25 protein-coding genes and 1 pseudogene are annotated in these 23840 nt (G+C 64.7%); 20 read left to right on the top strand and 6 right to left on the bottom strand.

The annotated features are described in order from the left end of the window. The 3 genes and pseudogenes from KBY74_RS13860 to KBY74_RS07470 form a co-directional block, all read left to right on the top strand. Window positions 1–93, top strand: a pseudogene (locus KBY74_RS13860) (photosystem II protein D2); the annotation flags it as partial. Then, a complete protein-coding gene (gene psbC, locus KBY74_RS07475; protein WP_106502199.1) occupies window positions 77–1462 on the top strand; it encodes a photosystem II reaction center protein CP43 in 1386 nt (461 codons plus the stop codon). The pseudogene KBY74_RS13860 and the gene psbC, both read left to right, overlap by 17 nt. Window positions 1463–1608: 146 nt before the next feature. Next, complete coding sequence (locus KBY74_RS07470) at window positions 1609–2625, top strand: YcgJ family protein (RefSeq protein ID WP_254942156.1); 1017 nt, start codon at window positions 1609–1611, stop codon at window positions 2623–2625. Here the strand turns inward: KBY74_RS07470 and KBY74_RS07465 are convergent. Next, window positions 2603–3181 carry a nucleoside triphosphate pyrophosphatase gene (locus KBY74_RS07465; protein ID WP_254942155.1) on the bottom strand — a complete coding sequence of 193 codons (579 nt, stop codon included), beginning with the start codon at window positions 3179–3181 and terminating at the stop codon, window positions 2603–2605. The genes KBY74_RS07470 and KBY74_RS07465 overlap by 23 nt on opposite strands. Before the next feature lie 21 nt (window positions 3182–3202). On the opposite strand from KBY74_RS07465, the gene KBY74_RS07460 reads away from it, so the two are divergent. Genes KBY74_RS07460 through KBY74_RS07450 form a run of 3 tightly spaced genes read left to right on the top strand, consistent with a single transcriptional unit; the run spans window position 3203 to window position 5379 of the window. Continuing rightward, complete coding sequence (locus KBY74_RS07460; protein ID WP_254942154.1) at window positions 3203–3598, top strand: Npun_F0494 family protein; 396 nt, start codon at window positions 3203–3205, stop codon at window positions 3596–3598. Window positions 3599–3642: 44 nt separating this feature from the next. Continuing rightward, the gene (locus KBY74_RS07455; RefSeq protein WP_254942157.1) at window positions 3643–5133 is read left to right on the top strand and encodes a cobyric acid synthase; all 1491 of its coding nucleotides are present in this window, start codon (window positions 3643–3645) and stop codon (window positions 5131–5133) included. Next, window positions 5134–5379: a 2Fe-2S iron-sulfur cluster-binding protein gene (locus tag KBY74_RS07450; protein WP_254942153.1), complete on the top strand. Its 246-nt coding sequence runs from the start codon at window positions 5134–5136 to the stop codon at window positions 5377–5379. It abuts the gene before it with no gap. Between the two features lie 42 nt (window positions 5380–5421). Here the strand turns inward: KBY74_RS07450 and mnmA are convergent, their stop codons facing one another. Then, window positions 5422–6633, bottom strand: coding sequence for a tRNA 2-thiouridine(34) synthase MnmA (gene mnmA / locus KBY74_RS07445; protein ID WP_396123127.1), 1212 nt, complete (start codon window positions 6631–6633; stop codon window positions 5422–5424). A gap of 23 nt (window positions 6634–6656) precedes the next feature. Between mnmA and KBY74_RS07440 the strand changes: the two genes are divergently transcribed. Together KBY74_RS07440 and KBY74_RS07435 are read left to right on the top strand one after the other, a co-directional pair. Then, the gene (locus KBY74_RS07440; RefSeq protein ID WP_254942151.1) at window positions 6657–8210 is read left to right on the top strand and encodes an NAD(P)H-hydrate dehydratase; all 1554 of its coding nucleotides are present in this window, start codon (window positions 6657–6659) and stop codon (window positions 8208–8210) included. Between the two features lie 142 nt (window positions 8211–8352). After that, window positions 8353–9279, top strand: a complete 927-nt coding sequence (locus tag KBY74_RS07435; protein ID WP_254942150.1) for a sigma-70 family RNA polymerase sigma factor — start codon at window positions 8353–8355, stop codon at window positions 9277–9279. Window positions 9280–9305: 26 nt separating this feature from the next. On the opposite strand, the gene pdhA is transcribed toward KBY74_RS07435, so the two are convergent. Beyond that, window positions 9306–10433: a pyruvate dehydrogenase (acetyl-transferring) E1 component subunit alpha gene (gene pdhA / locus KBY74_RS07430; RefSeq protein ID WP_254942149.1), complete on the bottom strand. Its 1128-nt coding sequence runs from the start codon at window positions 10431–10433 to the stop codon at window positions 9306–9308. Between the two features lie 149 nt (window positions 10434–10582). Here pdhA and KBY74_RS07425 point away from each other — a divergent pair, with 149 nt between their 5' ends. The 6 genes from KBY74_RS07425 (at window position 10583) to KBY74_RS07400 (ending at window position 16975) form a co-directional block, all read left to right on the top strand. Next, a complete protein-coding gene (locus KBY74_RS07425) occupies window positions 10583–12541 on the top strand; it encodes an IMS domain-containing protein (protein WP_254942148.1) in 1959 nt (652 codons plus the stop codon). A gap of 75 nt (window positions 12542–12616) precedes the next feature. Then, complete coding sequence (gene ffh, locus KBY74_RS07420) at window positions 12617–14071, top strand: signal recognition particle protein (protein WP_254942147.1); 1455 nt, start codon at window positions 12617–12619, stop codon at window positions 14069–14071. 49 nt (window positions 14072–14120) lie between these two features. Continuing rightward, window positions 14121–14567, top strand: coding sequence for a 30S ribosomal protein S16 (gene rpsP, locus KBY74_RS07415; RefSeq protein WP_254942146.1), 447 nt, complete (start codon window positions 14121–14123; stop codon window positions 14565–14567). An 11-nt stretch (window positions 14568–14578) separates the two neighbouring features. Beyond that, entirely contained in the window at window positions 14579–15610 is a 1032-nt protein-coding gene (locus KBY74_RS07410) for a PhoH family protein (RefSeq protein WP_254942145.1), read from the top strand. After that, window positions 15607–16113: an aromatic acid exporter family protein gene (locus KBY74_RS07405; protein WP_254942144.1), complete on the top strand. Its 507-nt coding sequence runs from the start codon at window positions 15607–15609 to the stop codon at window positions 16111–16113. The genes KBY74_RS07410 and KBY74_RS07405 overlap by 4 nt, the downstream gene beginning before the upstream one ends. Window positions 16114–16237: 124 nt before the next feature. Continuing rightward, on the top strand, window positions 16238–16975 hold the full coding sequence (locus KBY74_RS07400; RefSeq protein ID WP_254942143.1) for a Bax inhibitor-1 family protein: 738 nt from the start codon (window positions 16238–16240) through the stop codon (window positions 16973–16975). Between the two features lie 43 nt (window positions 16976–17018). Here the strand turns inward: KBY74_RS07400 and KBY74_RS07395 are convergent, their stop codons facing one another. Together KBY74_RS07395 and KBY74_RS07390 are read right to left on the bottom strand one after the other, a co-directional pair. Beyond that, window positions 17019–18560, bottom strand: coding sequence for an alpha/beta fold hydrolase (locus KBY74_RS07395; RefSeq protein WP_254942142.1), 1542 nt, complete (start codon window positions 18558–18560; stop codon window positions 17019–17021). Between the two features lie 43 nt (window positions 18561–18603). After that, complete coding sequence (locus tag KBY74_RS07390) at window positions 18604–19128, bottom strand: hypothetical protein (protein WP_254942141.1); 525 nt, start codon at window positions 19126–19128, stop codon at window positions 18604–18606. Window positions 19129–19186: 58 nt separating this feature from the next. On the opposite strand from KBY74_RS07390, the gene budA reads away from it, so the two are divergent. From budA to KBY74_RS07360, 6 genes are read left to right on the top strand one after another with little or no spacing between them, the layout of a single operon-like run. Next, entirely contained in the window at window positions 19187–20041 is an 855-nt protein-coding gene (budA, locus tag KBY74_RS07385) for an acetolactate decarboxylase (protein WP_254942140.1), read from the top strand. A 26-nt stretch (window positions 20042–20067) separates the two neighbouring features. Then, window positions 20068–20997: a GTPase Era gene (gene era / locus KBY74_RS07380; protein ID WP_254942139.1), complete on the top strand. Its 930-nt coding sequence runs from the start codon at window positions 20068–20070 to the stop codon at window positions 20995–20997. A 36-nt stretch (window positions 20998–21033) separates the two neighbouring features. Further along, window positions 21034–21480: a type II toxin-antitoxin system prevent-host-death family antitoxin gene (locus KBY74_RS07375; RefSeq protein WP_254942138.1), complete on the top strand. Its 447-nt coding sequence runs from the start codon at window positions 21034–21036 to the stop codon at window positions 21478–21480. Window positions 21481–21493: 13 nt separating this feature from the next. Continuing rightward, the gene (locus KBY74_RS07370) at window positions 21494–21997 is read left to right on the top strand and encodes a phycobiliprotein lyase (RefSeq protein WP_254942137.1); all 504 of its coding nucleotides are present in this window, start codon (window positions 21494–21496) and stop codon (window positions 21995–21997) included. A gap of 4 nt (window positions 21998–22001) precedes the next feature. Further along, window positions 22002–22703, top strand: coding sequence for a tRNA (guanosine(37)-N1)-methyltransferase TrmD (gene trmD / locus KBY74_RS07365; protein ID WP_254942136.1), 702 nt, complete (start codon window positions 22002–22004; stop codon window positions 22701–22703). Window positions 22704–22744: 41 nt separating this feature from the next. Further along, a complete protein-coding gene (locus tag KBY74_RS07360; RefSeq protein WP_254942135.1) occupies window positions 22745–23128 on the top strand; it encodes a heavy metal-binding domain-containing protein in 384 nt (127 codons plus the stop codon). Here the strand turns inward: KBY74_RS07360 and KBY74_RS07355 are convergent. Further along, window positions 23119–23840: SPFH domain-containing protein (locus tag KBY74_RS07355; protein ID WP_254942134.1), on the bottom strand; the 722-nt coding region annotated here is incomplete at its 5' end. The two genes, KBY74_RS07360 and KBY74_RS07355, sit on opposite strands and share 10 nt — an antisense overlap.

The raw sequence follows: 23840 nt of genomic DNA, 5'->3' as shown, positions 1-23840 counted from the left end.
GAAGGTCTGCGTGCCTGGATGGCACCGGCTGACCAGCCGCATGAAAACTTCGTCTTCCCTGAAGAGGTTCTGCCCCGTGGAAACGCCCTTTAATTCCAATCTGGTGGTCGGGGGCAAAGACCTCGACTCCACCGGCTATGCCTGGTGGGCGGGCAATGCCCGTCTGATCAACCTCTCCGGTCGCCTACTCGGCGCCCACGTCGCCCATGCTGGCCTGATGGTCTTCTGGGCTGGGGCCATGATGCTTTTCGAGGTGAGTCACTTCACCTTCGACAAGCCCATGTACGAGCAGGGTCTAATCCTGTTCCCCCACGTAGCCACCCTGGGTTACGGCGTTGGTCCTGGCGGAGAGGTCACCGACCTTTATCCGTTCTTTGTTGTTGGTGTGCTGCACCTGATCAGCTCGGCCGTGCTCGGCCTTGGTGGTCTGTATCACGCCCTGCGTGGTCCTGAAGTGCTGGAGAATTACTCCACGTTCTTCTCCCAGGATTGGCGCGACAAGAATCAGATGACCAACATCATTGGTTATCACCTGATTCTTCTCGGCGTCGGCGCCCTGCTGCTGGTCTTCAAGGCCATGTTCTTCGGCGGTGTTTATGACACCTGGGCACCGGGCGGTGGCGATGTGCGCATCATCACCAACCCAACCCTCAGCCCCGGCGTGATCTTCGGTTATCTCACCCGCGCACCCTTTGGTGGCGAGGGCTGGATCATCGGGGTCAACTCGATGGAAGACATCATCGGTGGTCACATCTGGATCGGTCTGATCTGCATCTTCGGAGGCATCTGGCACGCAATCACCAAGCCGTTCGGCTGGGTGCGTCGCGCCTTCATCTGGAATGGTGAGGCCTACTTGAGCTATAGCCTCGGCGCCCTGAGCTTTATGAGCTTCATCGCCTCGGCTTATATCTGGTTCAACAACACCGCCTATCCCTCCGAGTTTTACGGCCCCACAAACGCCGAATCCTCCCAGGCCCAGAGCTTCACCTTCCTGGTGCGTGACCAGCGCCTCGGCGCCAACATCGGTTCGGCCATGGGCCCCACCGGTCTGGGTAAGTACCTGATGCGCTCACCCACAGGCGAGATCATCTTCGGTGGTGAAACCATGCGCTTCTGGGACTTCCGCGGTCCCTGGCTGGAGCCCCTGCGCGGCCCCAACGGCCTGAGCCTGGACAAACTCCAGAACGACATTCAGCCCTGGCAAGTGCGCCGCGCGGCTGAATACATGACCCACGCTCCGAACGCCTCCCTGAACTCCGTTGGCGGCATCATCACCGAGCCCAACTCGGTGAACTTCGTGAACATCCGCCAGTGGCTGGCGTCCACGCAGTTTGTCCTCGCCTTCTTCTTCTTGGTCGGCCACCTGTGGCATGCAGGTCGCGCTCGCGCTGCTGCTGCTGGTTTCGAGAAGGGCATTGATCGCAAGGCAGAGCCCACCTTGGCTATGCCGGATCTGGATTGATCACAAAGTGATCGTTGCTGGCCCCCGCTTTCGAGCGGGGGCTTTTTTGTTGCCGCCCCGCCCCTATCTGACTAGGTTTCGGAGAAATAAGAGCTTTATTAATGGCCCGCCATTCAGTTCAAAACCTGAGCTCAAGATCACGGCTATTGGAGACTGTTCTGCTGGCAACTGGTCTAAATATGGTTCCTTTACTGGCCCAGCCAGCCCAGGCCCAAGGAGCTATCACCTCTCCTGCTGCAGGTGTGATCTGCGACCAAGCTGGTCCCACCTGCTACGACAAGCAAGGACCTTCCATCGGCCTAACCCAGACCTACTTCGGCAGCATCGCTGCCAACCGTCTTAGCTCCGAGCTGGGCAACCGCCCCCAAGCCAATGACTTCCGACTGAGCAACGGAGCTGTTTGCGACTCGCGCGCGGCCACCTGCTGGAGTGATGGCTGGCAGAGGGCCCAAATGGCTCCCAACCTCACCCAGCAACTATTCGGCTCACTCCCAACAACAGCAAATCAATCCGGCGGCGGTCTCCAGGGTTTGCAAACCCCCCGTGCCGGAATCGTCTGCGACCCCGGCAGCAGTCCTGTCTGCTACGACCAGTCCGGCCTATCCCTGGGGCTGACGAGGGAGTACTTCGGATCCTTTGCCGAGCAAAACGCCCTGCGCAACCTGGCCGACCAAGCACCGCCACGTCAATTTCGGCTCAGCAACGGCAGCGCCTGTGATCTGAACGCTCGCACCTGCTGGAGCGATGGCTGGAACCGTCAGCAGGTGAATGTTGCTCTCTCCAACCAACTATTCGGTAGTGCGAATGGGACTGGCGCTGGCGGTGCCAGCAGTACCCAGACCCGAGCGGCCCAATGCCGCATGACCCGCTGGTTTAAATCCCTGTACAACGGCAACTGTGAACTGAGGGAAAACCGCACTAGCAAAGGACGACTCCTAGAGGTGAGTCTTCAAGACGGCAACCTTTACAGCGTTAGCAAGCCAAGGGGCGGCAGCTACCAGCTCAGCGATGTCAAGGGCAACTCCTGGCCAGTCAATGTCAATGACCAGGGCCGCAGTGTCAGCTTCACCTGGTCTGATCGGGTACTCACCGTGACACCCACTGCTGCCCCCAGTAACGGCAATAGCTTCGGCCAGCTGCTCAACAACTTGATGGGGCCTTGAGCCATCGCCTCAGCAACGGCAGGCTCAGGCCGATCACGTTGCTGAAGCAACCTTCAATTCGCTCCACCAGCAGCCCTCCACGCCCCTCCAAGGCAAAGCCACCGGCACATTGGAGGGGTTCGCCACTGGCTACATAGGCGTCGATCTCCGCCGCGCTGAGGGCAGCGAACTGCACGCGGGTCACTACCGCGGCCAGCAGTGGCCCGCCATCAGCTGCTTCTTGGCAGCAAGGCAGGAGGCAGTGGCCGGTGATCAACTCACCCCAGCCACCTGCCATCTGCAACCAGCGCTGCCGAGCTTCGCCAGCGTCAGCGGGCTTGCCATACACCTCACCGTTGAAAACCAGCAGCGAATCGCAGCCAAGCACCCTGGAGCCCTGGGGCAGTTGTTGGGCCACGGCTTCGGATTTAGCCCGGGCCAGCCGCTGCACTAGCTGGCTGGGATCGGGATCGCTGATCGACTCCTCATCGACGCCACTCACCTGCACCTGGTGAGCGATGCCGGCTTGCTCCAGCAGGCGCCGGCGAGCTGGGGAGGCGGAGGCGAGCACGAGCATGGGGTCAGGGAGAATCCTTCTATGCAACACCGGGAAGCCGCCGCGATCGACCCCCTGCTTCAAAACAAACGCTCCCTGTCCAGGGCCAGCCAGGCAATGCGCTGCCTGCCATTTAGGCGGGCGTTTTACGTGGAGGTGAGCGATCGGGCTATCAGCGGCGGCGAGCTCTGCCGCCGGAACGACCTCCAGAGCCTTTGCCAGGGAGCACCGACGGCCGATCGGGTTGAAGCCCACTGGATCTGGCTGATCCAACTGGGGGTGCTGCGGCGGGAAGTGGATGGCCAGGGCCTCACCGAGCGGGTGCGGCTCACACCCATGGGACGCGAGATTTTGGCCCAATGGCCTGGCGAAATTCCCGGCGCCAGCGGCCCCATTTGCCTGCAGCACTGGCTTCGCCGCCACCGGCTGCGTCTATGAGCGCAAAAGCTGCTCAGCCGGCCCCAGCCGCACCCACCCCCCTGATGGTGCTTGGCACCAGTAGCGGGGCTGGCAAGTCGCTGATGACCGCTGCCCTCTGCCGGGTGCTGCGCCGTCGCGGCGAAACGCCCCTGCCCTTCAAGGGGCAGAACATGAGCAACAACGCCTGGGTTGATCAGGACGGCGGCGAAATGGCCTACTCCCAGGCGCTGCAGGCCTGGGCGGCCGGACTGGAGCCCCACCACAGCATGAATCCGGTGCTGCTCAAGCCCCAGGGCGACTCCACCAGCGAGCTGATCCATCTGGGCCAGTCGGTGGGGCTGGCCCGCGCAGAGCACTACTACCGCGACTGGTTCCGGCCTGGCTGGGCGGCCATCCGCGCCGGCCTGAGCGAGCTGCAGGCGGCCCATCCGGGGGGGCGCCTAGTGCTGGAGGGAGCGGGCAGCCCGGTGGAGGTAAACCTGCAATCCCGCGACCTCACAAATTTGCGCTTAGCCCAATTTCTGCGGGCCCGCTGCATCCTCGTGGCCGACATCGAGCGCGGTGGCGTTTTTGCCCAATTGGTGGGCACCTTGGCGCTGCTGCGGCCGGTGGAGCGGCCCCTGATCCGCGGCCTGCTGATCAACCGCTTCCGCGGCCGCCGTGAGCTGTTTAACGAGGGGCGCCGCTGGTTAGAGGCCCACACCGGCATCCCCGTGCTGGGGGTTATGCCCTGGCTCGACGAGCTATTTCCGCCAGAAGACTCCCTCGATCTGCTGGAGCGCCGCGGCCGCAAAAGCGGCGCCGAGCTGGAGATCGCCGTGCTGCGCCTTCCATCACTGAGCAATTTCTCCGATCTCGATCCCCTCGAGGCCGAACCAAGCGTGCAGCTGCGCTGGCTGGCGCCGGGGGAACCATTGGGGCGCCCCGATGCGGTAATCGTGCCGGGCAGCAAGCAGACCCTGAGAGATCTGGCGGCCCTGCAGCGAGCTGGGCTGGGGCAGGAGCTGCGCAGCTACGTCGCCGGCGGGGGCCAGGTGTTTGGTATTTGCGGCGGCCTACAGCTTCTGGGCCGGGAGCTACTGGATCCGCAGGGCCTTGAGGGCGGTGATTGCGCAGCGGGGCAAATGGTGGCCGGCCTGGATCTGCTGCCGCTACGCACCCGCTTCGGCGGCCGCAAGGCCCTGCGCCAGCGCCAAAGCACGGCCCGCTGGCCCGGCGAGGGCTTGAGCCTGGAGGGATTCGAACTGCATCGCGGCCTCAGCAGCCCCATCGAAACCACCGGCCCCCTGCAGCCCCTCGCCACCGATCCCGACTTGGGCCATTGGTGCAGCTTTGGCGAAGCGGGCGGTCTGGTGGCTGGCACCTACCTGCATGGGGTATTCGAAAGCGGGCCCTGGCGGCGCCTTTGGCTCAACCAACTTCGCCAGCGTCGCGGCCTGGCTGCCCTGCCGGAGAACCCGCCCCACCACAGCCGGCAGCGAGACGCCCTTCTAGAGCGACTCGCCGATGCCTTTGAGGCCCACGTGAACCTCACCCCCCTGCTGAGCCCCTAAATGGCCGTCTCCGCCACCAGCATCCACTGGCCCAACGGCCACACCAGCAGCTGCAACGCCGGGTGTGACTGGCTGGTGGCAGCCCAGGCCGCAGGCTTTCTGATCCCCACCGGCTGCCTGGGCGGCAGTTGCGGCGCCTGCGAGATCGAAGTCAACGGCCAGGTGGTGCGGGCCTGCATTGCCACGGTGCCCGCCAGCCGCTCCGGCTCTCTGACGGTGGAGCTAGCCAGCGACCCCTACTGGTGACTGGCTGGGCTCAGAATTGACTGGGCTTAGAACTGGCTGGGCTCAGGACTGAATCAGGCCTCCACCGAGCAGCACCTCACCGGCGTAGAACACCGCCGCCTGACCAGGCGTGATCGAAAACTGCTCCTCGGCAAACTCCAACCGCACCCGGTGGGGCCGCAGGGCTGCGCTATCGGCGTCGGTGGCGGGCAAGGGAATCAACCGGGCCGGCTCGGGTGCACTGCGATAGCGCACCTGCACCGCCAGCTCCATGGGCGCTGTAGGTGGCTCGATCGACACCCAATTCACCGCCCCCACCAACGCTTCGCCCCGGGCCGCCCCAGCGCGGGGTGCCACCACCACCTGATTCATAGCCCCATCAAGGCGCACCACATGCAGCGGCTCGCTCCAGGCCACCCCCAAGCCCTTGCGCTGGCCGATCGTGAAGTGCTCAATGCCGTCGTGCTCGCCCACCACCGTGCCATCGGTAAGCACGATCTGACCCTGACGCGGCGGCAGGTAGGCATCGAGAAAGGCCTTCATCGAGCCGTGGTGGTCGGCCAGGCAGAGGTCCTGGCTCTCGGGCTTCTGGGCCGTACGCAGCCCATGGCGCTCCGCCTCCAGCCGCGTGTCTGCCTTGGTGAGCTCGCCGAGGGGAAACACCAACCGGCCCAGGGCCTCCTGGGGTAGGTCGTAGAGGAAGTAGCTCTGATCCTTCTGGCCATCTAAGCCGCGCAACAACTGGTGACGGCCGTTGTCGCTGTTAGCGCCATGGCGCACCCGGGCGTAATGCCCCGTGGCGAGCCGGCCGATGCTCCGCTCGCTTTCAGCCCACTGGAGCATCGGCCCAAATTTCACCTCCCGATTGCAGCGAGAGCAGGGCAGCGGCGTCACGCCGGCCTGATAACCCTGCACCAAAAAATCAACGATCTGGGCCTGGAAGTGCTCGCGAAAATCCACCACGTGGTGGGGCACCCCTAGTTGCTCGCAGATGCCGGCGGCATCCACCAGGCCCTCGGCGCAGCAGGCACCCTTGCCACTCATCAGCCACAAGGTGAGGCCCTCCACCTGCCAGCCCGCTTCCACCAGCAGGGCTGCCGTCAAGGAGCTGTCAACGCCGCCTGAGAGGCCCACCGCGACGCGATGCTCCCCGGGCCAGGCCCGCAGCCGCTCTAAAGCGGCCTGGCCAGCCGGAGTCGAAGCAGGCGGAACAAAAGCGGAAGAAGCCTCTGGAGCAGGCAAAGGGCAGACAGCTGGCGGGAGTGCTCCCATCATGAAACCCAGATGACTGAACGGGGTTGGGAGAGCCGTCCGCAGTAGCCCCTTGGCCGGCACGCAATAGCTGCCACCTGCTGGTCAACAGCGCCCAGATGGCAGCGCTGGAGGAGCAACTCTTCGCCAGCGGCCTGCCGGTGGAAGCCCTGATGGAGAAGGCCGCCCTGGCGGTTAGTCGGCTGCTGCTGGAGCAGCACGGCGAGCGGCTGGGGCGCCATGGGGCGCTGGTGCTGGTGGGGCCAGGCCACAACGGCGGGGATGGGCTGGTGATCGCCCGGGAACTGCACCTGGCTGGCATCTCAACGGCCATCTGGAGCCCGTTTGGGCACCACAAGCCGCTCAGCGCCGCCCACCTGCGCCACGCCCTGTGGCTTGGCATCCCCCGGCTGGAGGCCAGCCCCGATCCCAGCAGTGCCGCCCTCTGGATCGATGCCCTGCTGGGCATCGGCCAGCGGCGAGCACCTGGAGAGGCGATCGAAGCCCTGCTGCGTCAGCGCCAGCGCCAGCGGCCACATGGGCTAGTGGCGATTGATGTGCCCACGGGCCTATGCGCCGACAGCGGCCAGGCCACCGGCTCATACACGGCCCAGGCCATCAGCACCTATGCAATCGGCCTCATCAAGACCGGCCTGGTTCAAGACGCGGCCCTAGAGGCTGTGGGGTCGCTGCACTGGGTCGACCTGGGCCTGCCGCCATCGCTGCTGCAGGAGCTTCCGCTCAAAGTGCCCCTGGCTCTGGCGGAGCGGGATCTGGCGGCAAGGCCTAAACCCAAATTCAACCCGGCGGCATCGAAATATCAGCGCGGCCGACTGCTGGTGGTAGCGGGCAGCGATACCTATCGGGGTGCCGCCAGCCTGGCCCTGGCCGGCGCCAGCAGCAGCGGCTGCGGCAGTGTCCGGGCCGCCCTGCCCGAGGCCCTGGCCGGCACCATCTGGCAGCAGCACCCACAGGTAGTGGTATGCCTCGATCCCCCGGCCGAACTCGATCCCCAGCGGCTGGATGCCCTGCTGGTCGGGCCCGGCCTGGGGGAGGCCAACTGCTGGCCCAATCCGCCGAGTTGGAGTGAGCTGCTGAGCTGGCAAGGACTGCTGGTGCTTGATGCAGACGGCCTCAACCGCCTGGCGGGGCCAGTGAGCCAAGGGCTCGGTCTGCAGGCAAGCCGCTGGCTCCAGCAGCGACAGGGGCCTACCTGGATCACCCCCCACCCCGGCGAATTCGCCCGCCTCTTTCCCGAGCTCGCCGGCAGCACCGCCCTGGAGGCGGCCGCCCAGGCGGCCATGAGTAGTGGGGCCTGCGTATTGCTCAAAGGGGCCCGCAGCATCGTGGCGGCCCCGGATGGCCGCCGCTGGCAATTGCTCGAAGCCAGCCCCGGTAGTGCAAGAACAGGACTCGGAGACGTGCTGGCCGGCTACGCCGCCGGACTGGGAGCGATGGCCCTGGCCGCCAGCGGCAACGCCGACGCCACTTGGCTCGCCGCGGCAGCACTGGCCCACGCCCAGGCCGGGCGACGGGGGGAAAACTCCGAGAGCGGTTTCACACCAATGCAGGTGGCAGAAAAACTGGCTCAGCTGTGTTGATCACAACACGGAAATCAGTAAATGTCAGACCAGGACAGGGCTGCTTCTGTGTTGTTTTGCAAGTGAAAGCTAAAGGGTTGCTGAAAACACCCTCATAGAGCCGAATTTGCCTCGATAGTCAATTCCTTCGATAGGCGTACCTATGACCTCATCCCCGACGAGGGTCAGCGAAAGCAGCCGCCGTAGAAGTAGCGACCCGATTACCTGGTACCTGGCCACGATCGGGCGGGAGCCCCTGTTGACGCCAGCTGAAGAGATCGAACTCGGCAATCAGGTGCAAACAATGATGCGCCTCACGGAGGAGGGAGATCGGGAGCTCAGCGACCTGGAAAAGAAATTGCTGCGCATCGGCAAGCGCTCTAAGCAGCGCATGATGAAGGCCAATTTGCGCTTAGTCGTAAGTGTTGCCAAAAAATATCAAGGCAAGGGTCTGGAGCTGCTCGACTTGATCCAGGAAGGTTCACTGGGACTGGAGCGGGCTGTTGAGAAATTTGATCCCACCCGTGGTTATAAGTTTTCGACCTATGCCTTCTGGTGGATTCGCCAGAGCATGACCCGAGCGATCGCTTGCCAGTCGCGCACGATTCGACTGCCGGTGCATCTCAGCGAGCGCCTCACCGCCATTCGCAAGGTGAGCCTCGACCTTGCCCACAAGCTCGGCGCCATGCCCAGCCGCCAGGAGATCGCCGAGGCCATGGCCATGCCGATCGAAGAGCTTGATGGCCTGTTGCGCCAGTCCCTCACCACCTCGAGCCTGGATGCGCCAGTAAACGGTGATGAAGGCCGCAGCTTCCTGGGCGATCTGATCGCCGATTCCTCCGAGGAGGAGCCCCTCGACCGGGTGGAGCGCGGCATCCATCAAGAGCAGCTAGGGCGCTGGCTGAGCCATTTGAGCGACCAGGAGCGCCAGGTGCTGCAACTGCGCTTCGGGCTGGAAGGAGAGGAGCGTCAAACCCTGGCGGAGATCGGCCGGCGGCTCGATGTGTCCCGGGAGAGAGTGCGCCAGGTAGAACTCAAAGCTCTACGCAAGCTGCGCAATCTCACCCGCCGCACCCCCACGACGCTTTAGGGCACGGGGCTTTAGGGCACGGGTATTCAGTCTTCCGCCCAGATGTAGCGAGTGAGCTCTTCCGGCTTGGGTTCGGGAGCCGCCAAGGCGAATTCGACGCAATCTGCCACTTCGGCATCGATCTCCTTCTCGATCGACTTGAGCTCCTCGCCCGTAGTCAAGCCCTGCTCGATCAAGCGGCTGGCAAGGGATTTGATCGGATCTCGCTTGGCCCAAAACTCCTTTTCAGCCTCTTCGCGCAGCTCGTCGGGGTCAGCCAGGGAATGGCCGCGGAAGCGATAGGTGAGGCACTCCAGCAGGGTGGGGCCCTCTCCGGCCCGGGCCCTCTCAACGGCGCGCTGGGCGGCGGCACGCACCGCCAGCACGTCCATGCCATCCACCTCCTCACCAGCCATGCCAAAGGCAGCGGCCTTACGCCAGATCTCCGGATCGCTGGTGGCACGGTTGTGGTCCATACCAATGGCCCACTTGTTGTTCTCCACCACAAACAGGATCGGCAGCTTCCAAAGCGCCGCCATGTTTAGGCATTCATAAAATTGACCGATGTTGCAGGTGCCGTCGCCGAAGAAGGCGGCAGTAACAGAGTCGCTACTGGCATCGCCTAGGGCATCGCGCTTGTAGCGGCTGGTGAAGGCGGCGCCGAGGGCCACGGGGATGCCTTCGCCGATGAAGGCGTAGCCACCGAGCAGGTGATGCTCTTTGGAAAAAAGGTGCATGGAGCCTCCACGGCCCTTGCTGCAGCCGGTTTCCTTGCCGAATAGCTCGCTCATCACCTCGCGGGCCGGCACGCCGCAGCTCAGGGCATGGACGTGGTCGCGGTAGGTGCTGCAAAACCAGTCGTGCTGCAGCTTCATCGCCTTGATCACGCCCGTGCTCACGGCCTCCTGGCCGTTATAGAGGTGCACAAAGCCAAACATTTTGCCGCGGTAGTACATCTCCGCGCACTTGTCCTCAAAGCGCCGACCCAGGGTCATGTCGCGGTAGAGCATCAAACCCTCCTCGCGATTCACCGTGGCAGGCACGGATGGGTAAAGGTTCTCGAGGCGCTCAGCGTGAGCCCCCACCAAACTGGTGACGTCGGCTGAACAGGTCGGTGCTCCGGAGGCTGATCCTGGTGCCGCCGCAATGTCGTGGCCCATGTCCGCCTGCGTCATTGCCCAACTGTACGAGGTCTGTTCCCGCAGCAGCTGACAATTTGTGCCACAACCTCTGACCCTGCCTACAGTCAGCCACCAGTGAAAGGCCTGGATTGGAACTGCCGATCGATCATTTCCGGTTGCTCGGAGTCAACCCGACCACGGACTTGCAGTCCCTATTGCGCACCCTGCAGCAACGCATCGACCGGGCGCCAGATCAGGGATTTACCCAGGAAACCCTGCTAGCCCGTGAGGAACTACTGCGCGCCAGCGCCGACCTACTCAGCGACAGCAGCCGGCGCCAGGCCTACGAATCCGACCTGACGGCACTGGCCGGCAGCGGGCCAACGCTGATGCCCGCCCTTGATGTGCCCACCAGCAAGGAGGTAGGCGGCCTGCTGCTGTTGCTCGAAGCGGGTCAGGCCTTCGAAAGCTTCGAGCTCGCCTGCCGGGCCCTACAGCCACCTCAGACGCCAGCGCTGGGAAGCACTCGCGAGGCCGACCTGGCCCTGTTAGCTGGCCTCGCCTGCCTGGCGGCCGCCGTCGACCTGCGCCAGCAACGGCGCTACGAGGCCGCCGCCCAGACCCTGCGGCAGGGCCAGCACCTGCTGCAGCGGATGGGCCAGTTACCAGCCATTCGCCAGCAACTCAGCGACGAGCTCGATGGTTTGCGGCCCTACCGAGTGCTGGACCTACTCAGCCGCAACCTCACGGCCCAAACAGAAAGGGCCGAGGGTCTGACCCTGCTTGAAGAGCTGGTGGCCCGCAGGGGCGGACTGGAGGGTTTCGGTGACCCGAGCATGGGCGCGGAGGAATTTCAAGCCTTTTTTAAGCAGATCCGTGCCTTCCTGACAGTGCAGGAACAGGTGGATTTGTTCAGTCGCTGGGCAGAAGCCTCTGCGGCTGCAGATTTTTTGGCGAGCACCGCCCTCACCGCCTCCGGCTTTGCCCAACGCAAGCCCGAGCGCATCGCCGCGGCCCGCGAGCGGCTCGAGGCCAGCGGTCAAGACGGACTGCAACCGCTGCTGGCCTGCCTGCATCTGCTGCTTGGTCAGGTGGAAAAAGCCCGCAGCGCCTTCGAGCAGGGAGCAACCCCCGAACTGAAGCGCTGGGCCGAGCAGCAAAGCAGTGACTCCCTAGCCCAACTTTGCGCCTACTGCCGCGACTGGCTCGCGCGTGATGTGTTGCCCGGCTACCGCGATCTGGAGGCTGATCCGGATCTGGAGGCCTACTTCGCCGACCGCGACGTACAGGCCTACGTCGAGCAGCACGACAGCCCCTCAGAGCGATTGCCAGCGCCCGCCGAAAACGCCTTTGCCTGGAACACGGGCTCAGCCCCGGTTAGCGCAGCCCCAGCCAGCCCCAGCGGCGGCTTCCTGGAACAGGAAGACGAAGACGAGCAGTGGGACTGGGACGGGACGGACTGGCTAGAGAACCTGCGGGAAGCCTGGGATAGCCATGGTCCTGCCTCCTGGATGGAGCGCATGCCCCAGTGGCAGTGGCAGTTGCCGTGGCAGGGGCAGTGGCAGTGGCCCTCGCGCCGCACAACTACCGGAGTAGCAGTGGCAGCCGGGGTAGCACTGCTTGCTATCGCCTCGTTTGTGAGGCTGCGCTCTCCCGCCCCCGGCCCGGGCCGCACTCCCATCGCGGTGCAACCGGTCGCCCCACCAGCTGTTCCCATCAAGCCCACCGCTCCCGTCAAGGCAACCCCTGCCGCCGAGCCCAGCCTGCCCCTGCGGGAGGAAGCGCCGAGTGAAGCCCAGGTGCAGGCCCTGCTCGAAGCATGGCTCGACGCCAAGGCCGCAATCCTGGCAGGCAAAGACAGTCGCATTCCCCTGGAGGTGCTGGCCCGGCCAAGCCAGCTGGATCGACTCGCCTCGGAGCGCGACGCCGATCAGGCCCGTGGCGAAACCCAGACCATCAGCACCGACATCACCAATCTGGTGATCAACGAGCGAGACACCAACCGCATCGCCGCCACGGTGGGGCTGAGCTACACCGATCAGCGGCTCAACGCCAAGGGGGATCCTCAAGGCGAGCCCAGCAAGATGGAGCTTCGCAACCTCTATGTGTTTGGCCGCGACGGAGGTATCTGGCGCCTGGTGAGCTTCCAGAAAGCTCCCTGACCAGCCGGACTGGTTTTTACGATCGTTTCAATATGGGGCCCAGGCCCCAACCCCTGGCCCCGGAGTGGCACCGCGATGTTTGACGAGCTTTCCCAGCGATTTGAAGAGGCGGTTAAGAGCCTGAGAGGGCAGGCCTCGATCACGGAAACCAACGTTGAAGGCGCGCTCAAGCAGGTGCGTCGAGCCCTGCTGGAGGCGGATGTGAGCCTGCCGGTGGTTCAGGACTTCGTCGAGGAGGTGCGCCGCAAGGCCGTGGGCGCCGAGGTGGTCCGGGGCGTTAGCCCGGATCAGAAATTTATCCAGCTGGTGCACGAGCAGCTGGTTGAAACCATGGGAGGCGAGAACGCCCCCCTGGCCGCAGGAGGCAAACCCGGTGCGCCCTCGGTGGTGCTGATGGCCGGCCTGCAGGGCGCCGGCAAAACCACCGCCACCGCCAAGCTCGGCCTTCACCTCAAGGAACAGGGGCGCAAGGCCCTGCTTGTGGGAGCAGACGTCTACCGACCTGCCGCCATTGAGCAGCTAAAAACCCTGGGCGCCCAAATCGGCGTGGAGGTATTCAGCCTTGGCACCGATGCCAAGCCCGAGGACATCGCCGCCGCCGGCATCGCCAAGGCCCGCGAGGAGGGCTTCGACACGGTGCTGGTGGACACCGCCGGCCGACTCCAAATCGACACGTCGATGATGGAGGAGATGGTGCGGATCCGTCAGGCCGTGCAGCCCGACGAGGTGCTGCTGGTGGTGGATTCGATGATCGGCCAGGAGGCCGCCGATCTCACCCGGGCCTTCCACGAGCAGGTTGGGATCACAGGAGCCGTGCTCACCAAGCTCGACGGCGACTCCCGCGGCGGTGCCGCCCTTTCGATACGCAAGGTGAGCGGTGCGCCGATCAAGTTCATCGGCACCGGCGAGAAGGTAGAGGCGCTCCAGCCCTTCCATCCCGAACGGATGGCAAGCCGCATCCTCGGCATGGGCGACGTGCTCACCCTGGTGGAGAAGGCCACCAAGGAGGTGGAGCTGGCCGACGTGGCCCGCATGCAGCAAAAACTCCAGGAAGCCAGTTTCGACTTCTCCGACTTTCTGCAGCAGATGCGCATGATCCGGCGCATGGGCTCCCTGGGCGGGCTGATGAAGCTGATCCCGGGCATGAACAAAATTGACGACGGCATGCTCAAGCAAGGCGAGGTGCAGCTCAAAAAGATTGAGGCGATGATTGGCTCAATGACAGAGATCGAGCGCCAGCAACCGGAGCTGCTGGCCTCCCAACCCTCAAGAAGGCGCCGCATCGCCTCTGGCTGCGGCCACAGCTCGGCCGAGGTGGACAAGGTGCTGGCCGATTTCCAGAAGATGCGCGGCTTCATGCAGCAGATGACCCGTGGCGGCGGCATGCCCGGCATGCCAGGGATGGGGGGAATGCCTGGAATGCCTGGAATGCCCGGCATGCCTGGCATGCCTGGCCCCATGGGCGGCGGTGGGGCGGGGCAAAGAGTTGCCAAGCCCGCCAAGAAACGCAAGGGATTCGGCCAGCTATGAGCACCCGACCGGGTACATTGCTTGTTTGGACACCTAGCGCAAGGCCACGATGATCAAGCTCCGCCTGAAGCGGTTTGGAAAGAAGCGGGAAGCGAGTTTCCGCCTCGTGGCCACTAACAGCACCTCTCGCCGCGACGGACGTCCGCTTGAGGAGCTGGGCTTCTACAACCCCCGCACCAAAGAGACCCGTCTCGACACCGAGGCGATCCGCACTCGCTTGGGTCAAGGGGCCCAACCCACCGACACGGTGCGCTCCTTGCTGGAGAAGGGTGGTCTGATCGAGAAGACCGTGCGCCCTGCTGAGGTCGTTGGCAAGCAAAAGCAGGCTGATGCCCGCGAAGCTGCAGCCAAGCAAGCTGTCAAGGAAGCTGCTGAGGCAAAGGCTGCCGAAGCTGCTGCTGCCGCCGAAGCCAAAGCAGCTGCCGAAGCTGCTGCTGCTGAAGCCGCCAGTGCCGACGAAGCAACTACGGAAGCCGCTGCTACCGCCGAAGCTTGAGCTTTCGCCCCATGGCAGAGCCAAAGGGGCCCACAAGCTTTGCCATTCCCCTGCCCAATCCTGCCGCGGCTCTAGCCCTGGCAGGTGACGCCGAATCATCCACCCTGCGCCAACTCGAAGCCCTCACCGGAGCTTCGCTAGTGCTGCGGGGGCTGGATTTGGTCATTCAGGCACCCCCCAGCCAGCTGGAGCGTGCTGCGGCGTTGGTGGAATTGCTTCGCCCCCTGTGGCAGGAAGGCCAAGCCATCACCCAAGTGGATGTGCGGGTAGCCCTGCAGGCCCTCGACACCGGCAGGAGCGCGGAGCATCAGCAAATGGGGCGCCAGGTGCTGGCCCGCAGCCAGAGTGGCAAGTTGCTGCGTCCGCGCACCCTGCGCCAGCAGGCCTATGTGGAAGCTATGGAGCGCCACGACCTCACCATTGCCCTCGGCCCGGCGGGCACGGGCAAAACCTTTCTGGCCGCCGTTCAGGCGGTGCGCATGCTCACCGAGCGCAAGGTCGAGCGGTTGGTGCTCACTCGCCCGGCGGTTGAGGCGGGCGAACGGCTCGGGTTTTTACCGGGCGATCTGCAGCAGAAAGTTGATCCCTACCTGCGCCCCCTCTACGACGCCCTGCACGCCCTGCTTGGCGCCGAGCGCACCGGTGCCCTGCTGGAAAAAGGGGTGATTGAAGTGGCCCCTCTTGCTTACATGCGCGGCCGCACCCTGGCCGACGCCTTTGTGATCCTCGACGAAGCCCAAAACACCACCACCGCCCAGATGCGGATGGTGCTTACCCGGCTGGGGGAACACTCCCGCATGGTGGTAACTGGCGATCCCACCCAGGTGGACCTGCCCTATGGGGTAAAGAGCGGCCTGCAGGAAGCGGCCCAGGTGCTGCAGGGGGTGGAGGGTGTGGCGATCTGCGAGCTCACCGCGGCTGACGTGGTGCGCCACCCGCTAGTGCAGCGGCTGGTGGAGGCCTATGCCGATCGCGATGCCACCAAGCTGGCGCCTGCCGTTAAAAGGCGATTCGATAACCAGTGCAGTGAGCCTGAACCATGAACAAAGCAGAGCGTCTGCGCATCCCCGCCGAAATCGCCATAGCGGCTTTGGTGGCTTACTTGCTTGGCTACTGGTTCACGAATCTGTTCCCGGGCTACCTACCCAAGATCGGCGGGCTTTGGTCGGCGATCTCAGCGATCGTGGTAACCCAGGCCACCCGCAGGGAGACAACCAACTCAGCCTCGCTGCGAATTTTGGGTTCAGCCATAGGCGCCGGCACCAGTGCCATCTACCTGACGCTGCTTCCCTTTCACCCCCTGGGCATGGCCGTGGCAATCTTCGCCACAGTTGCGCTCTGCGCAGCGATCAATGTGCCGAGCCATGGCCGCCTGGCGGCTATCACCGTGATCGTTGTGATGGTCACCGGCAGCCTGGATCCGAAGCTGAGTCCGGGGCTAAATGCCCTGCTGCGCTTGGCTGAATCATTCATCGGCACCGGCGTTGCGGTGCTCGCGGCGGGGCTCTGGCCTAGCTCAAACAACCAGGTCGGTGGCGATTCCTGAAGCCCAGGCGCCCAACCTGAGCCCAATCCCGATAGGGAGATCCGCACCAACGGCAGCCAGCAGGGCCTCCCGTTGCCTGCAGATCGCTGGCAGGATATAGAAACTTCGAAACCACTGGTGCGCCATGCCGGCCAGCAGCAATTTTCAACAGGCCATTCGTGAGGCCCAATCGAGCGCCCTGGTGGGCCCCAATGTGGTCAACAAGGCCCTGCCCTATGTGGGCGGCGGCATGGTGCTCACCGCCGGTGGGGTGATGGGAGGCCTAGCCCTGATGGCCAGCAGCCCAGCCCTGTTCATGCCCCTGTTCTGGGTGGCCCTGATCGGCAACTTCATCCTGTTCTTCGTGGCCCAGAATGTGGCCCTGAAGGGCAACAACAACACCGCCCTCCCGCTGCTGACGGCCTACAGCCTCATCACCGGCTTCACCCTCAGTGGCATCGTTGCCTACGCCGTAAGCGCCGCTGGTGTCGGCGCCATCGGCACAGCCACCCTGGCTACGGGCATCACTTTTGTGGTGGCCTCAGTGGTGGGTCGCCGCATGAGCGACAACATCGGCCAAGCCCTGAGCGGCGTAGTGGGTCTGGGCATCCTCGGCCTGCTGATCGCCATGGTCGTGCAGATTATCGGTGGCATTTTTGCCCCAGGCGTGTTCACCGGCGGCACCTTCGAACTGCTGATTGCAGGTTTCGGCACGGTGCTGTTCGTAGGCGCAGCATTCGTCGACTTCTACACGATGCCTCGCACCTATAGCGACGACCAATACTTGGCCGGCGCCTTGGGGATGTATCTCACCTACATCAACCTATTTATCTTCATCCTGCGCTTGATCATCGCCCTCCAGGGCGGCGGCCGCCGCGACTGAGCTTCAATCCTGCAACTTCAGCGCCCCCAAAGGGGCGCTTTTTTTATGGCTGAGCCGGTGGCTTGGGCAACGACGATGTCACGTCCCGCAGCGGATGGGTGGCACTGCCCCAACCAGCAAGTGGCAATTCAGGCGGGTTACCTGGGCTTAAGCGAGCAGCAGAGTTAAACCAAGCCAGCAACAGGGCCCGCAAGGCCCCCCCGGACTCGCCCCTGGGGGAACGCAAATTGAAGTGATCAGCATTCTCAGCCAGCACCAGGCGATGGCCACTGGCGCCGCCCAGGGTGGCCCTGGCCATGGGCTCGATCGCCTCGGGCCCGGGCGGCACCACCCAGTCGCGGCTACCGCTGATCACCAGCACCTTCGCCTTCATGCTGCCGGCGGAATCGACATCAAATAGCAAGCGCATCGGCGGACTCACCGCAATGGCAGCAGCCACCCGGGGGTCGACCAGAGCGGCACTATCCGCCGAACCAACGAAGTTGCACTGCAATATCCAGCTGAGATTGCGGGAGGGGTCGCGCACCTCATCGCAAAGCTGCTGAAGTTTGGTGGTGATGGGCCGGGCCCCAGCCAGCTGCAACGCAGTGGTCGCCCCCCAGGAATGGCCTGCCACCAGCACCGCCTGGGTGTCCACCGGTCGGCGCAAGGCCAGCCGGCCCTGGGCGGCGGCATCGATCACGGCCGACACGTCTTTTGGCCGCAGGGCCAGCTCAGACGGACTGGGAGGGGGCTGCTTGCCGGCCAGCATGGCTCGCTGCTGGCTTTGATCGCTGCCTGGGTGGCGGGGCAGCACCACGGTGTAGCCATGGCTAGCCAGGTGGGCTGCCCAGCCCTCGAAGTTGCTGGGGTCATCCCACAGCCCGTGGGAAATCACCACCAGTCGATTGGGCGCCGCTCCAGATCCGGTTGGCTCGAGCACCACCAGAGCCAACGGCTCCGGGCGATGGCCAACGACGATTTTTAATTCCTGGCGGGCAACGGACTGCCGCCCTGCCTCCTGCAGTGGTCCAGCACTGCCCACAGCCGGCATGGAGGCAATCAGCTTTTCAGCCGAGCGGCGTTGGTCTCGAAACCGCTGAATTGAAAATCCCAAACGGCCCAGCTCTACCGTGACGCTCTGGCCTGGTAGCTGCTCGATCACATCCAGCAGGGTGATGCCCCCCTTAGCGGCAGACCGCTCCATGGCTTGCTCAAACTGAGCCGGATCGAGCGGATCAGGCAAGCCATCGATGTCGCCTAGGGCCCCCACCAACAGCAGCACCTGATCAAGCAGCGGTGAACCCTGGGCCTGGCGAATAACCGCCTTGGCCTCAAAGGGCAGGTTGGAGCTCAGCACAGCCTTAAGCCTGCGGCCAATCTCGCCTCGGGTGGCACGGTCGAGCTCGGCTAGATCGCTGTCACCGGCAATCAATGCTTCCGGACTGCGCAATTCAGCGACCCTGATGCTGAAGTCCGTCTCGAGCAGCGGCAGGCGCAAATTAATGGTTTCAATCGCCCTGGCAGGCGCCGGGCCCAGCAGGGCGGCGGCACCGATTCCCGTGGCCAGGATGCGCAACGCCCGGGATGGAAAGGGGCGAATCATGGGCAGAAGCGACGGCGGGGCAATCAAGTCATCTTGGCCCGTTTCAAGCCTCAGCCACAGCTTCGATTGCGGCGGCGATCGAGCTCCGCTGCTCGGCGTCGTAGCCCCAGCGATCCAGGAAGGCGACGTCTTCTCCCTGCCCGGCGGTAGCCGCCAGCAGGATTTCCAGCCGCTCCTTAACGGCCTGAGGCTCAAGGCTCCGCAGCAGTTCGGTGCAGCGGGCTTGCACCCGCTCCGAAGCCCCCTGCTGGCTGGAATCGCCAGCGCGTTGATGGTGAAGGGCCATCGCCGTACTCATGGCCAGGTTGCGGGCCGAGAGATCGACGACGCCCTCGCCTGCCAGCCGCAGCTGGAGCAGCAGGGTTTCGGGCAGGCGGTCCATCAGCGGGCAGTCGCCGGCCAGGCTCACAACAAAAAAGCCCCGGGCACCATCTCGGCTTGCCACCAGCTCAGCCACCCGGTCGGCCAGCACCTCGTCGCTGAGTTCACCGTTCTCCCAGAGGGCCAGCCACTGGGCCGTGATCTCCATGGCCTGCTGGAAGGTGGGTTGGCGAGGAGCTGGGGTCATCGCTATGGACACAAACTTCACACTAAAGCAGCCTGTGGGCGTTAGCTGCCCCGCTTCGATGTCCCGCCGCCGCCACACGATGGAGCTGCACTTGCCCGAGGGACACCGCCGGGCCCTGGAGGCGCATTGCCGTCGCACGGGCGAAAGCGCCAGCCACGTGCTGCGAGCGGCTCTGAGCGACTATCTCGACCTGGAGCACCACACCCTCTGGCAGGTATCCACCTCCACGGCCGTGGTGGAAGGGGTGTCCCAGGGCTGCCTGCGGGTAGGCGAGCTGGCCCGGCATGGCGATTTCGGCCTGGGCACCTTCGACCACCTCGATGGCGAAGGGGTGCTGCTGGAGGGCGAATGCTGGCAAGCCCGGGCCGATGGTTCCCTCAGCCGAGCCCCCGACGAGGAACTGACGCCCTTTTTTGTGGTGACCCATTTCCACAGCGACCAGCAGCACCAGTTCGAGCAGGTGACCAGCTGGGCAGACCTTTGCAACCGCCTCGACGCGTTGCGACCGAGCGACAACCTCTTCATGGCCATCCGCGTGCGCGGCATGCTGGATCGCATTGAGGTGCGAACCGTCAGCGCCGTGGAGACCGGCACGGAACTGGAGGCAGCCGCCACAGTCCAGACCGTGTTCGACCACCACAACCTCAGCGGCACCCTGGTGGGCTTCTGGTCGCCGAGTTACGTCAGCAGCCTGAATATCCCTGGCTATCACTTCCATTTCCTCAGCGACGATCGCCATTGCGGAGGCCATGTGCTCGAGAACGGCGCTGTGAAAGCGGGCCAGTTGACCGTGGATCTGCACCTGGAATCCGAGCTGCGGGTGGCTCTGCCCCAGACGCGCGACTTCCTCGAGGCTGACCTCAGCCGGGATCCCAGCGAAGCCCTGGCCCGGGCAGAAGCCAAAACCTTCTAAGGCCTGCCGGCTGCCAGGCTGGTGTTATGGAGTTTCCCACGACCATCCCAGCCCTGCCCACGAGCCCTGAGGGCTTTCGCTCCGGCTTCGTGGCGCTGATCGGCCGGCCAAACGTGGGTAAATCCACCCTGCTCAACCAGCTGGTGGGCGAAAAGGTGGCGATCACCTCGCCCGTTGCCCAAACCACCCGCAACCGGCTGCGGGCGATCCTCACCACCGAAACAGCCCAGCTGGTGCTGCTAGATACGCCGGGTATCCACAAGCCCCACCACCTGCTGGGGGAGCGACTGGTGCAGAGCGCCCGCCGCGCCATCGGGGAAGTGGATGTGGTGCTGCTGCTGGTGGATGGCAGCGAGCCGGCTGGCCGGGGCGATGGCTTCATCGTGGAGATGTTGCAGCACTGCCGCGCACCTGTGCACCTAGCCCTCAACAAAAATGACCTGGTGGATCCGGCCCGGACCGAGGAGCTAGCCCAGAGCTACCGCGAGCTGGTGCCGGGCTGGCCCCTGCATCCGGTGAGCGCCTTGAACGGCGCGGGTACCAGCGAGTTGGTGGCAGCTCTCGCCGCCGACCTACCGGAGGGTCCCCACCTATACCCACCGGATGCGGTGAGCGATCAGCCCGAGCAGTTGCTGCTGGCGGAGTTGATCCGCGAGCAGGTTTTGCACCACACCCGCGAGGAGATTCCCCACTCGGTGGCGGTGCAGATCGAGCGCATCGTCGACGACGGGCCGCGCACCGCCGTGCTGGCCACGGTGTTGGTGGAGCGCAGCAGCCAGAAGGGGATCCTGATCGGCAAAGGGGGCCGCATGCTTAAGGAGATCGGCAGCGGCGCCCGCCAGCAGATGCAGAAATTGATCGACGGGCCGGTGTATCTGGAGCTGTTCGTGAAGGTGGTGCCCAATTGGCGCCGCAGCGCCGCGCGCTTGAGCGAACTGGGCTACCGGGGGGAGTAACACCTGCTTAGCCGCTTTACCGGCTAAGCCGAAGCAATGCAAGTCGACCTCCACGACGCCAAAACCAATCTCTCCAGGTATGTCGAGCAAGCGCTCGATGGCGAGGATGTGGTGATTGCGAGTGCCGGCAAAGCCATGGTGCGGCTGGTGCCGGTAGATGAGGCTCCTCGCCGACGCGAGCTCGGCTTTCTTCAGGGGTCTGTGGTTCTGGACTGCGACCTCAAAGCCGAGCTGCTGCTCTGGCTGGCCATTGCCCCTGAGCGCATACCGGCAACGTTGCGTGGCACCCTCATGGACCGCCGCTTACCCATGATGTGCAGCGAGGTGAGCCTCTGGGAACTGGGAATCGAGCCAGAACACTTTCTGGCGGTGCAGCATCTGCCCTGGATCCATCGCGACCTCCCCCTGCTTACAGCGGATCGAACCCTCCGCGGTTACGGCCACCAGGTGATCTGGATGGGCGACAGCGGGTCAGGCGGCTGAGAGAATCACGCCCATGAGCGAGCCCAGACCCAACACCGCCCCATTTCCTCCCGAAGAAATCGGAGCCTTTCTGCGCTGTTGCGCCGGCGAATGGATGGGCCTGCGCAGCCAGTTCGCCCTCGGCGAGGTAAACGCCGGCGATGACGACGACGACGGCTGGCACACAAGCGACCGCGGCGAGCTGGTGGTGGCCTTTCTCGAGGCCGAGACCGCTGGTGGGGCGGGCGGCCTGCAAGTGGGCCAGAAAGATGCGGTGGCCCAGCAGCAGCTGCACTTCGACGCCGAAGGTGGCTTCCGCAGCGGCGAGCAGCAGGGCCGCTGGCAGCTCTGGCCCGACGGGAGCCTGGAGCTGGTGATCCCAGGTAATGGCCGGGAGGTGCGCGAGCGAATCTGGTTCACCAAGCCCAATCTGAGGCTGCGCTCCACGGTGGAAACCGGCGTTGATGGCAGCCCCGGCCGGGCCAGCTTCAGCTCCGAGATCCGCCGGGTAAGCCGGCCCACCGTGCCCGCGAGCTGAGCTGATGCGCCTTGATGTGGTGAGCCTGGCACCGGAGGCCTTTGCGCCACTGCTGGGTCTGGGGGTGATCGGCCGGGCCTTTGCTGCCGGCATCGCCGGGCTCCACACCCACAACCCCCGCGATTTCGCCACCGACAAATACCGCAAGGTCGACGACGAGCCCTACGGCGGCGGCGCCGGCATGGTGCTCAAACCAGAGCCGGTATTTGCGGCGGTGGAGGCGATCCCGGTGCTGCCGCGGCGGCGGGTGCTGCTGATGAGCCCCCAGGGCAAGCCCCTGCAGCAGAGCGATCTGCGCCGCTGGGCTAGCGGCTATGACCAGCTGGTGTTGATCTGCGGCCACTACGAAGGTTTCGATGAACGCATCCGCTCCCTTGCTGATGAGGAGGTATCGATCGGCGACTTCGTGCTCACCGGCGGCGAGCTGCCGGCGGCGGTGATCATCAACGGCGTGGTGCGGCTGCTGCCCGGCACCGTGGGCACCCAGGCCTGCCTCGAGGATGAGAGCCACAGCGCCCTACTGCTCGAGCATCCCCACTACACCCGTCCCGCCAACTTCCGGGAGCTGGAGGTGCCGGCGGTGCTGCGCAGCGGCGACCATGGCGCCATCGCCCGCTGGCGCTTTGAGCAGCAGCAGCAGCGCACCGCCGAACGCCGGCCGGATTTATTCGGGCGCTGGCAGGCGCAGCAGCAGCTCCAGCAGTAGGAACAGCAAACTGGGCTAAGCCCCTGGTTGCGGTGACACCCATGCTGCTCAGCACCACCTCCAGCCTTGAAGGCCAGCCGATACGGCACTACCTGGGCCTGGTGCACGGCGAAACCATTTTGGGCGCCAATATCTTTCGCGACATCCTGGCCTCAATCCGCGACCTAATCGGCGGGCGGGCTAGGTCCTATGAGGTCACTCTGGAGCGGGCCCGGGAGATGGCACTGCAGGAACTAGGCAGGCGCGCTCGATTGCTGGGAGCCGATGCCGTTGTGGGGGTGCGGGTGGACTACGAGGTGCTGGGACAGGCGGGTGGAATGTTGATGGCTTGCGCCATCGGCACTGCCGTAAGGCTCGAGGCTGCTGGGGATTGGGCTGCTGGGGATAGGGGCCTACCACCGCCGCCGCTGCCGCCTCAACCCTGACCCTGCTGCAGACCTCGCAACGCGGTGAGCAGGGCTGCCGGACTCTGGGGATCCACCATCAGCACACTGCCTCCAGGCGCCTGGGCCATCTGCTCGCCCATGGCCATCCAGTCGCCGGCCAGCAGCAAACGCATCGCCTCGGCGGCCTGGGGGTTGGCCTGCATCGCCTCCGCCAGCCGACTAGCCGCATCGGCCCTGGCCTGGGCCAGTAGGGTCTGCTGCTTGGCCTGGGCTTCGGCATCCAGCAGCAGGGCTTCAGCCCGGCCCCGGGCCGCATTCACCTGGGAGTCGCGCTCGCCTTCCGAACGCAAAATCGCCGCCCGCTTCTCCCGCTCGGCTGTCATCTGCTGCTCCATCGCCTGCTGCACGCCCCGTGAGGGCTGGATATCACGCAATTCCACCCGAGTCACCTTCACGCCCCAGGGATCGGTGGCCTGATCCAGCTCCTTCATCAGCACCTCATTCACCTCCTGGCGGGTGGTGAAGGTTTGGTCGAGGTCGAGCTTGCCCATCTCGGCGCGGATCTGGGTGAGCACCAGGTTCACCATGGCTGCCTGCAGGTTGTCGACGGCGTAGTAGGCGCGGGCGTGCTCCAGCAGCTGCCAATAAACAACCGCATCCACCTCGATGCCGACGTTGTCGCGGGTGATGCACTGCTGGGGCGGGATATCGAGCACCCGCTCCTTAAGTGATTCATGGCTAACCACCTTCT

The sequence above is a fragment of the Cyanobium sp. A1C-AMD genome (assembly GCF_024346495.1).
Taxonomy (GTDB): domain Bacteria; phylum Cyanobacteriota; class Cyanobacteriia; order PCC-6307; family Cyanobiaceae; genus Cyanobium_A; species Cyanobium_A usitatum.
The sequence above is the reverse complement of the archived record's forward strand: the minus strand, read 5'-3'. Positions and strand labels throughout refer to the sequence as shown.

What these genes read in the sequence shown, in the direction of transcription:
- KBY74_RS07465 (WP_254942155.1), bottom strand. Translation starts at nt 3,181, where the DNA reads ATGCTCGTGCTCGCCTCCGCCTCCCCAGCTCGCCGGCGCCTGCTGGAG.
- KBY74_RS07460 (WP_254942154.1), top strand. Translation starts at nt 3,203, where the DNA reads ATGCAACACCGGGAAGCCGCCGCGATCGACCCCCTGCTTCAAAACAAA.
- KBY74_RS07455 (WP_254942157.1), top strand. Translation starts at nt 3,643, where the DNA reads ATGGTGCTTGGCACCAGTAGCGGGGCTGGCAAGTCGCTGATGACCGCT.
- KBY74_RS07450 (WP_254942153.1), top strand. Translation starts at nt 5,134, where the DNA reads ATGGCCGTCTCCGCCACCAGCATCCACTGGCCCAACGGCCACACCAGC.
- mnmA (WP_396123127.1), bottom strand. Translation starts at nt 6,633, where the DNA reads ATGATGGGAGCACTCCCGCCAGCTGTCTGCCCTTTGCCTGCTCCAGAG.
- KBY74_RS07435 (WP_254942150.1), top strand. Translation starts at nt 8,353, where the DNA reads ATGACCTCATCCCCGACGAGGGTCAGCGAAAGCAGCCGCCGTAGAAGT.
- pdhA (WP_254942149.1), bottom strand. Translation starts at nt 10,433, where the DNA reads ATGACGCAGGCGGACATGGGCCACGACATTGCGGCGGCACCAGGATCA.
- ffh (WP_254942147.1), top strand. Translation starts at nt 12,617, where the DNA reads ATGTTTGACGAGCTTTCCCAGCGATTTGAAGAGGCGGTTAAGAGCCTG.
- rpsP (WP_254942146.1), top strand. Translation starts at nt 14,121, where the DNA reads ATGATCAAGCTCCGCCTGAAGCGGTTTGGAAAGAAGCGGGAAGCGAGT.
- KBY74_RS07410 (WP_254942145.1), top strand. Translation starts at nt 14,579, where the DNA reads ATGGCAGAGCCAAAGGGGCCCACAAGCTTTGCCATTCCCCTGCCCAAT.
- KBY74_RS07405 (WP_254942144.1), top strand. Translation starts at nt 15,607, where the DNA reads ATGAACAAAGCAGAGCGTCTGCGCATCCCCGCCGAAATCGCCATAGCG.
- KBY74_RS07400 (WP_254942143.1), top strand. Translation starts at nt 16,238, where the DNA reads ATGCCGGCCAGCAGCAATTTTCAACAGGCCATTCGTGAGGCCCAATCG.
- KBY74_RS07395 (WP_254942142.1), bottom strand. Translation starts at nt 18,560, where the DNA reads ATGATTCGCCCCTTTCCATCCCGGGCGTTGCGCATCCTGGCCACGGGA.
- KBY74_RS07390 (WP_254942141.1), bottom strand. Translation starts at nt 19,128, where the DNA reads ATGACCCCAGCTCCTCGCCAACCCACCTTCCAGCAGGCCATGGAGATC.
- budA (WP_254942140.1), top strand. Translation starts at nt 19,187, where the DNA reads ATGTCCCGCCGCCGCCACACGATGGAGCTGCACTTGCCCGAGGGACAC.
- era (WP_254942139.1), top strand. Translation starts at nt 20,068, where the DNA reads ATGGAGTTTCCCACGACCATCCCAGCCCTGCCCACGAGCCCTGAGGGC.
- KBY74_RS07375 (WP_254942138.1), top strand. Translation starts at nt 21,034, where the DNA reads ATGCAAGTCGACCTCCACGACGCCAAAACCAATCTCTCCAGGTATGTC.
- KBY74_RS07370 (WP_254942137.1), top strand. Translation starts at nt 21,494, where the DNA reads ATGAGCGAGCCCAGACCCAACACCGCCCCATTTCCTCCCGAAGAAATC.
- trmD (WP_254942136.1), top strand. Translation starts at nt 22,002, where the DNA reads ATGCGCCTTGATGTGGTGAGCCTGGCACCGGAGGCCTTTGCGCCACTG.
- KBY74_RS07360 (WP_254942135.1), top strand. Translation starts at nt 22,745, where the DNA reads ATGCTGCTCAGCACCACCTCCAGCCTTGAAGGCCAGCCGATACGGCAC.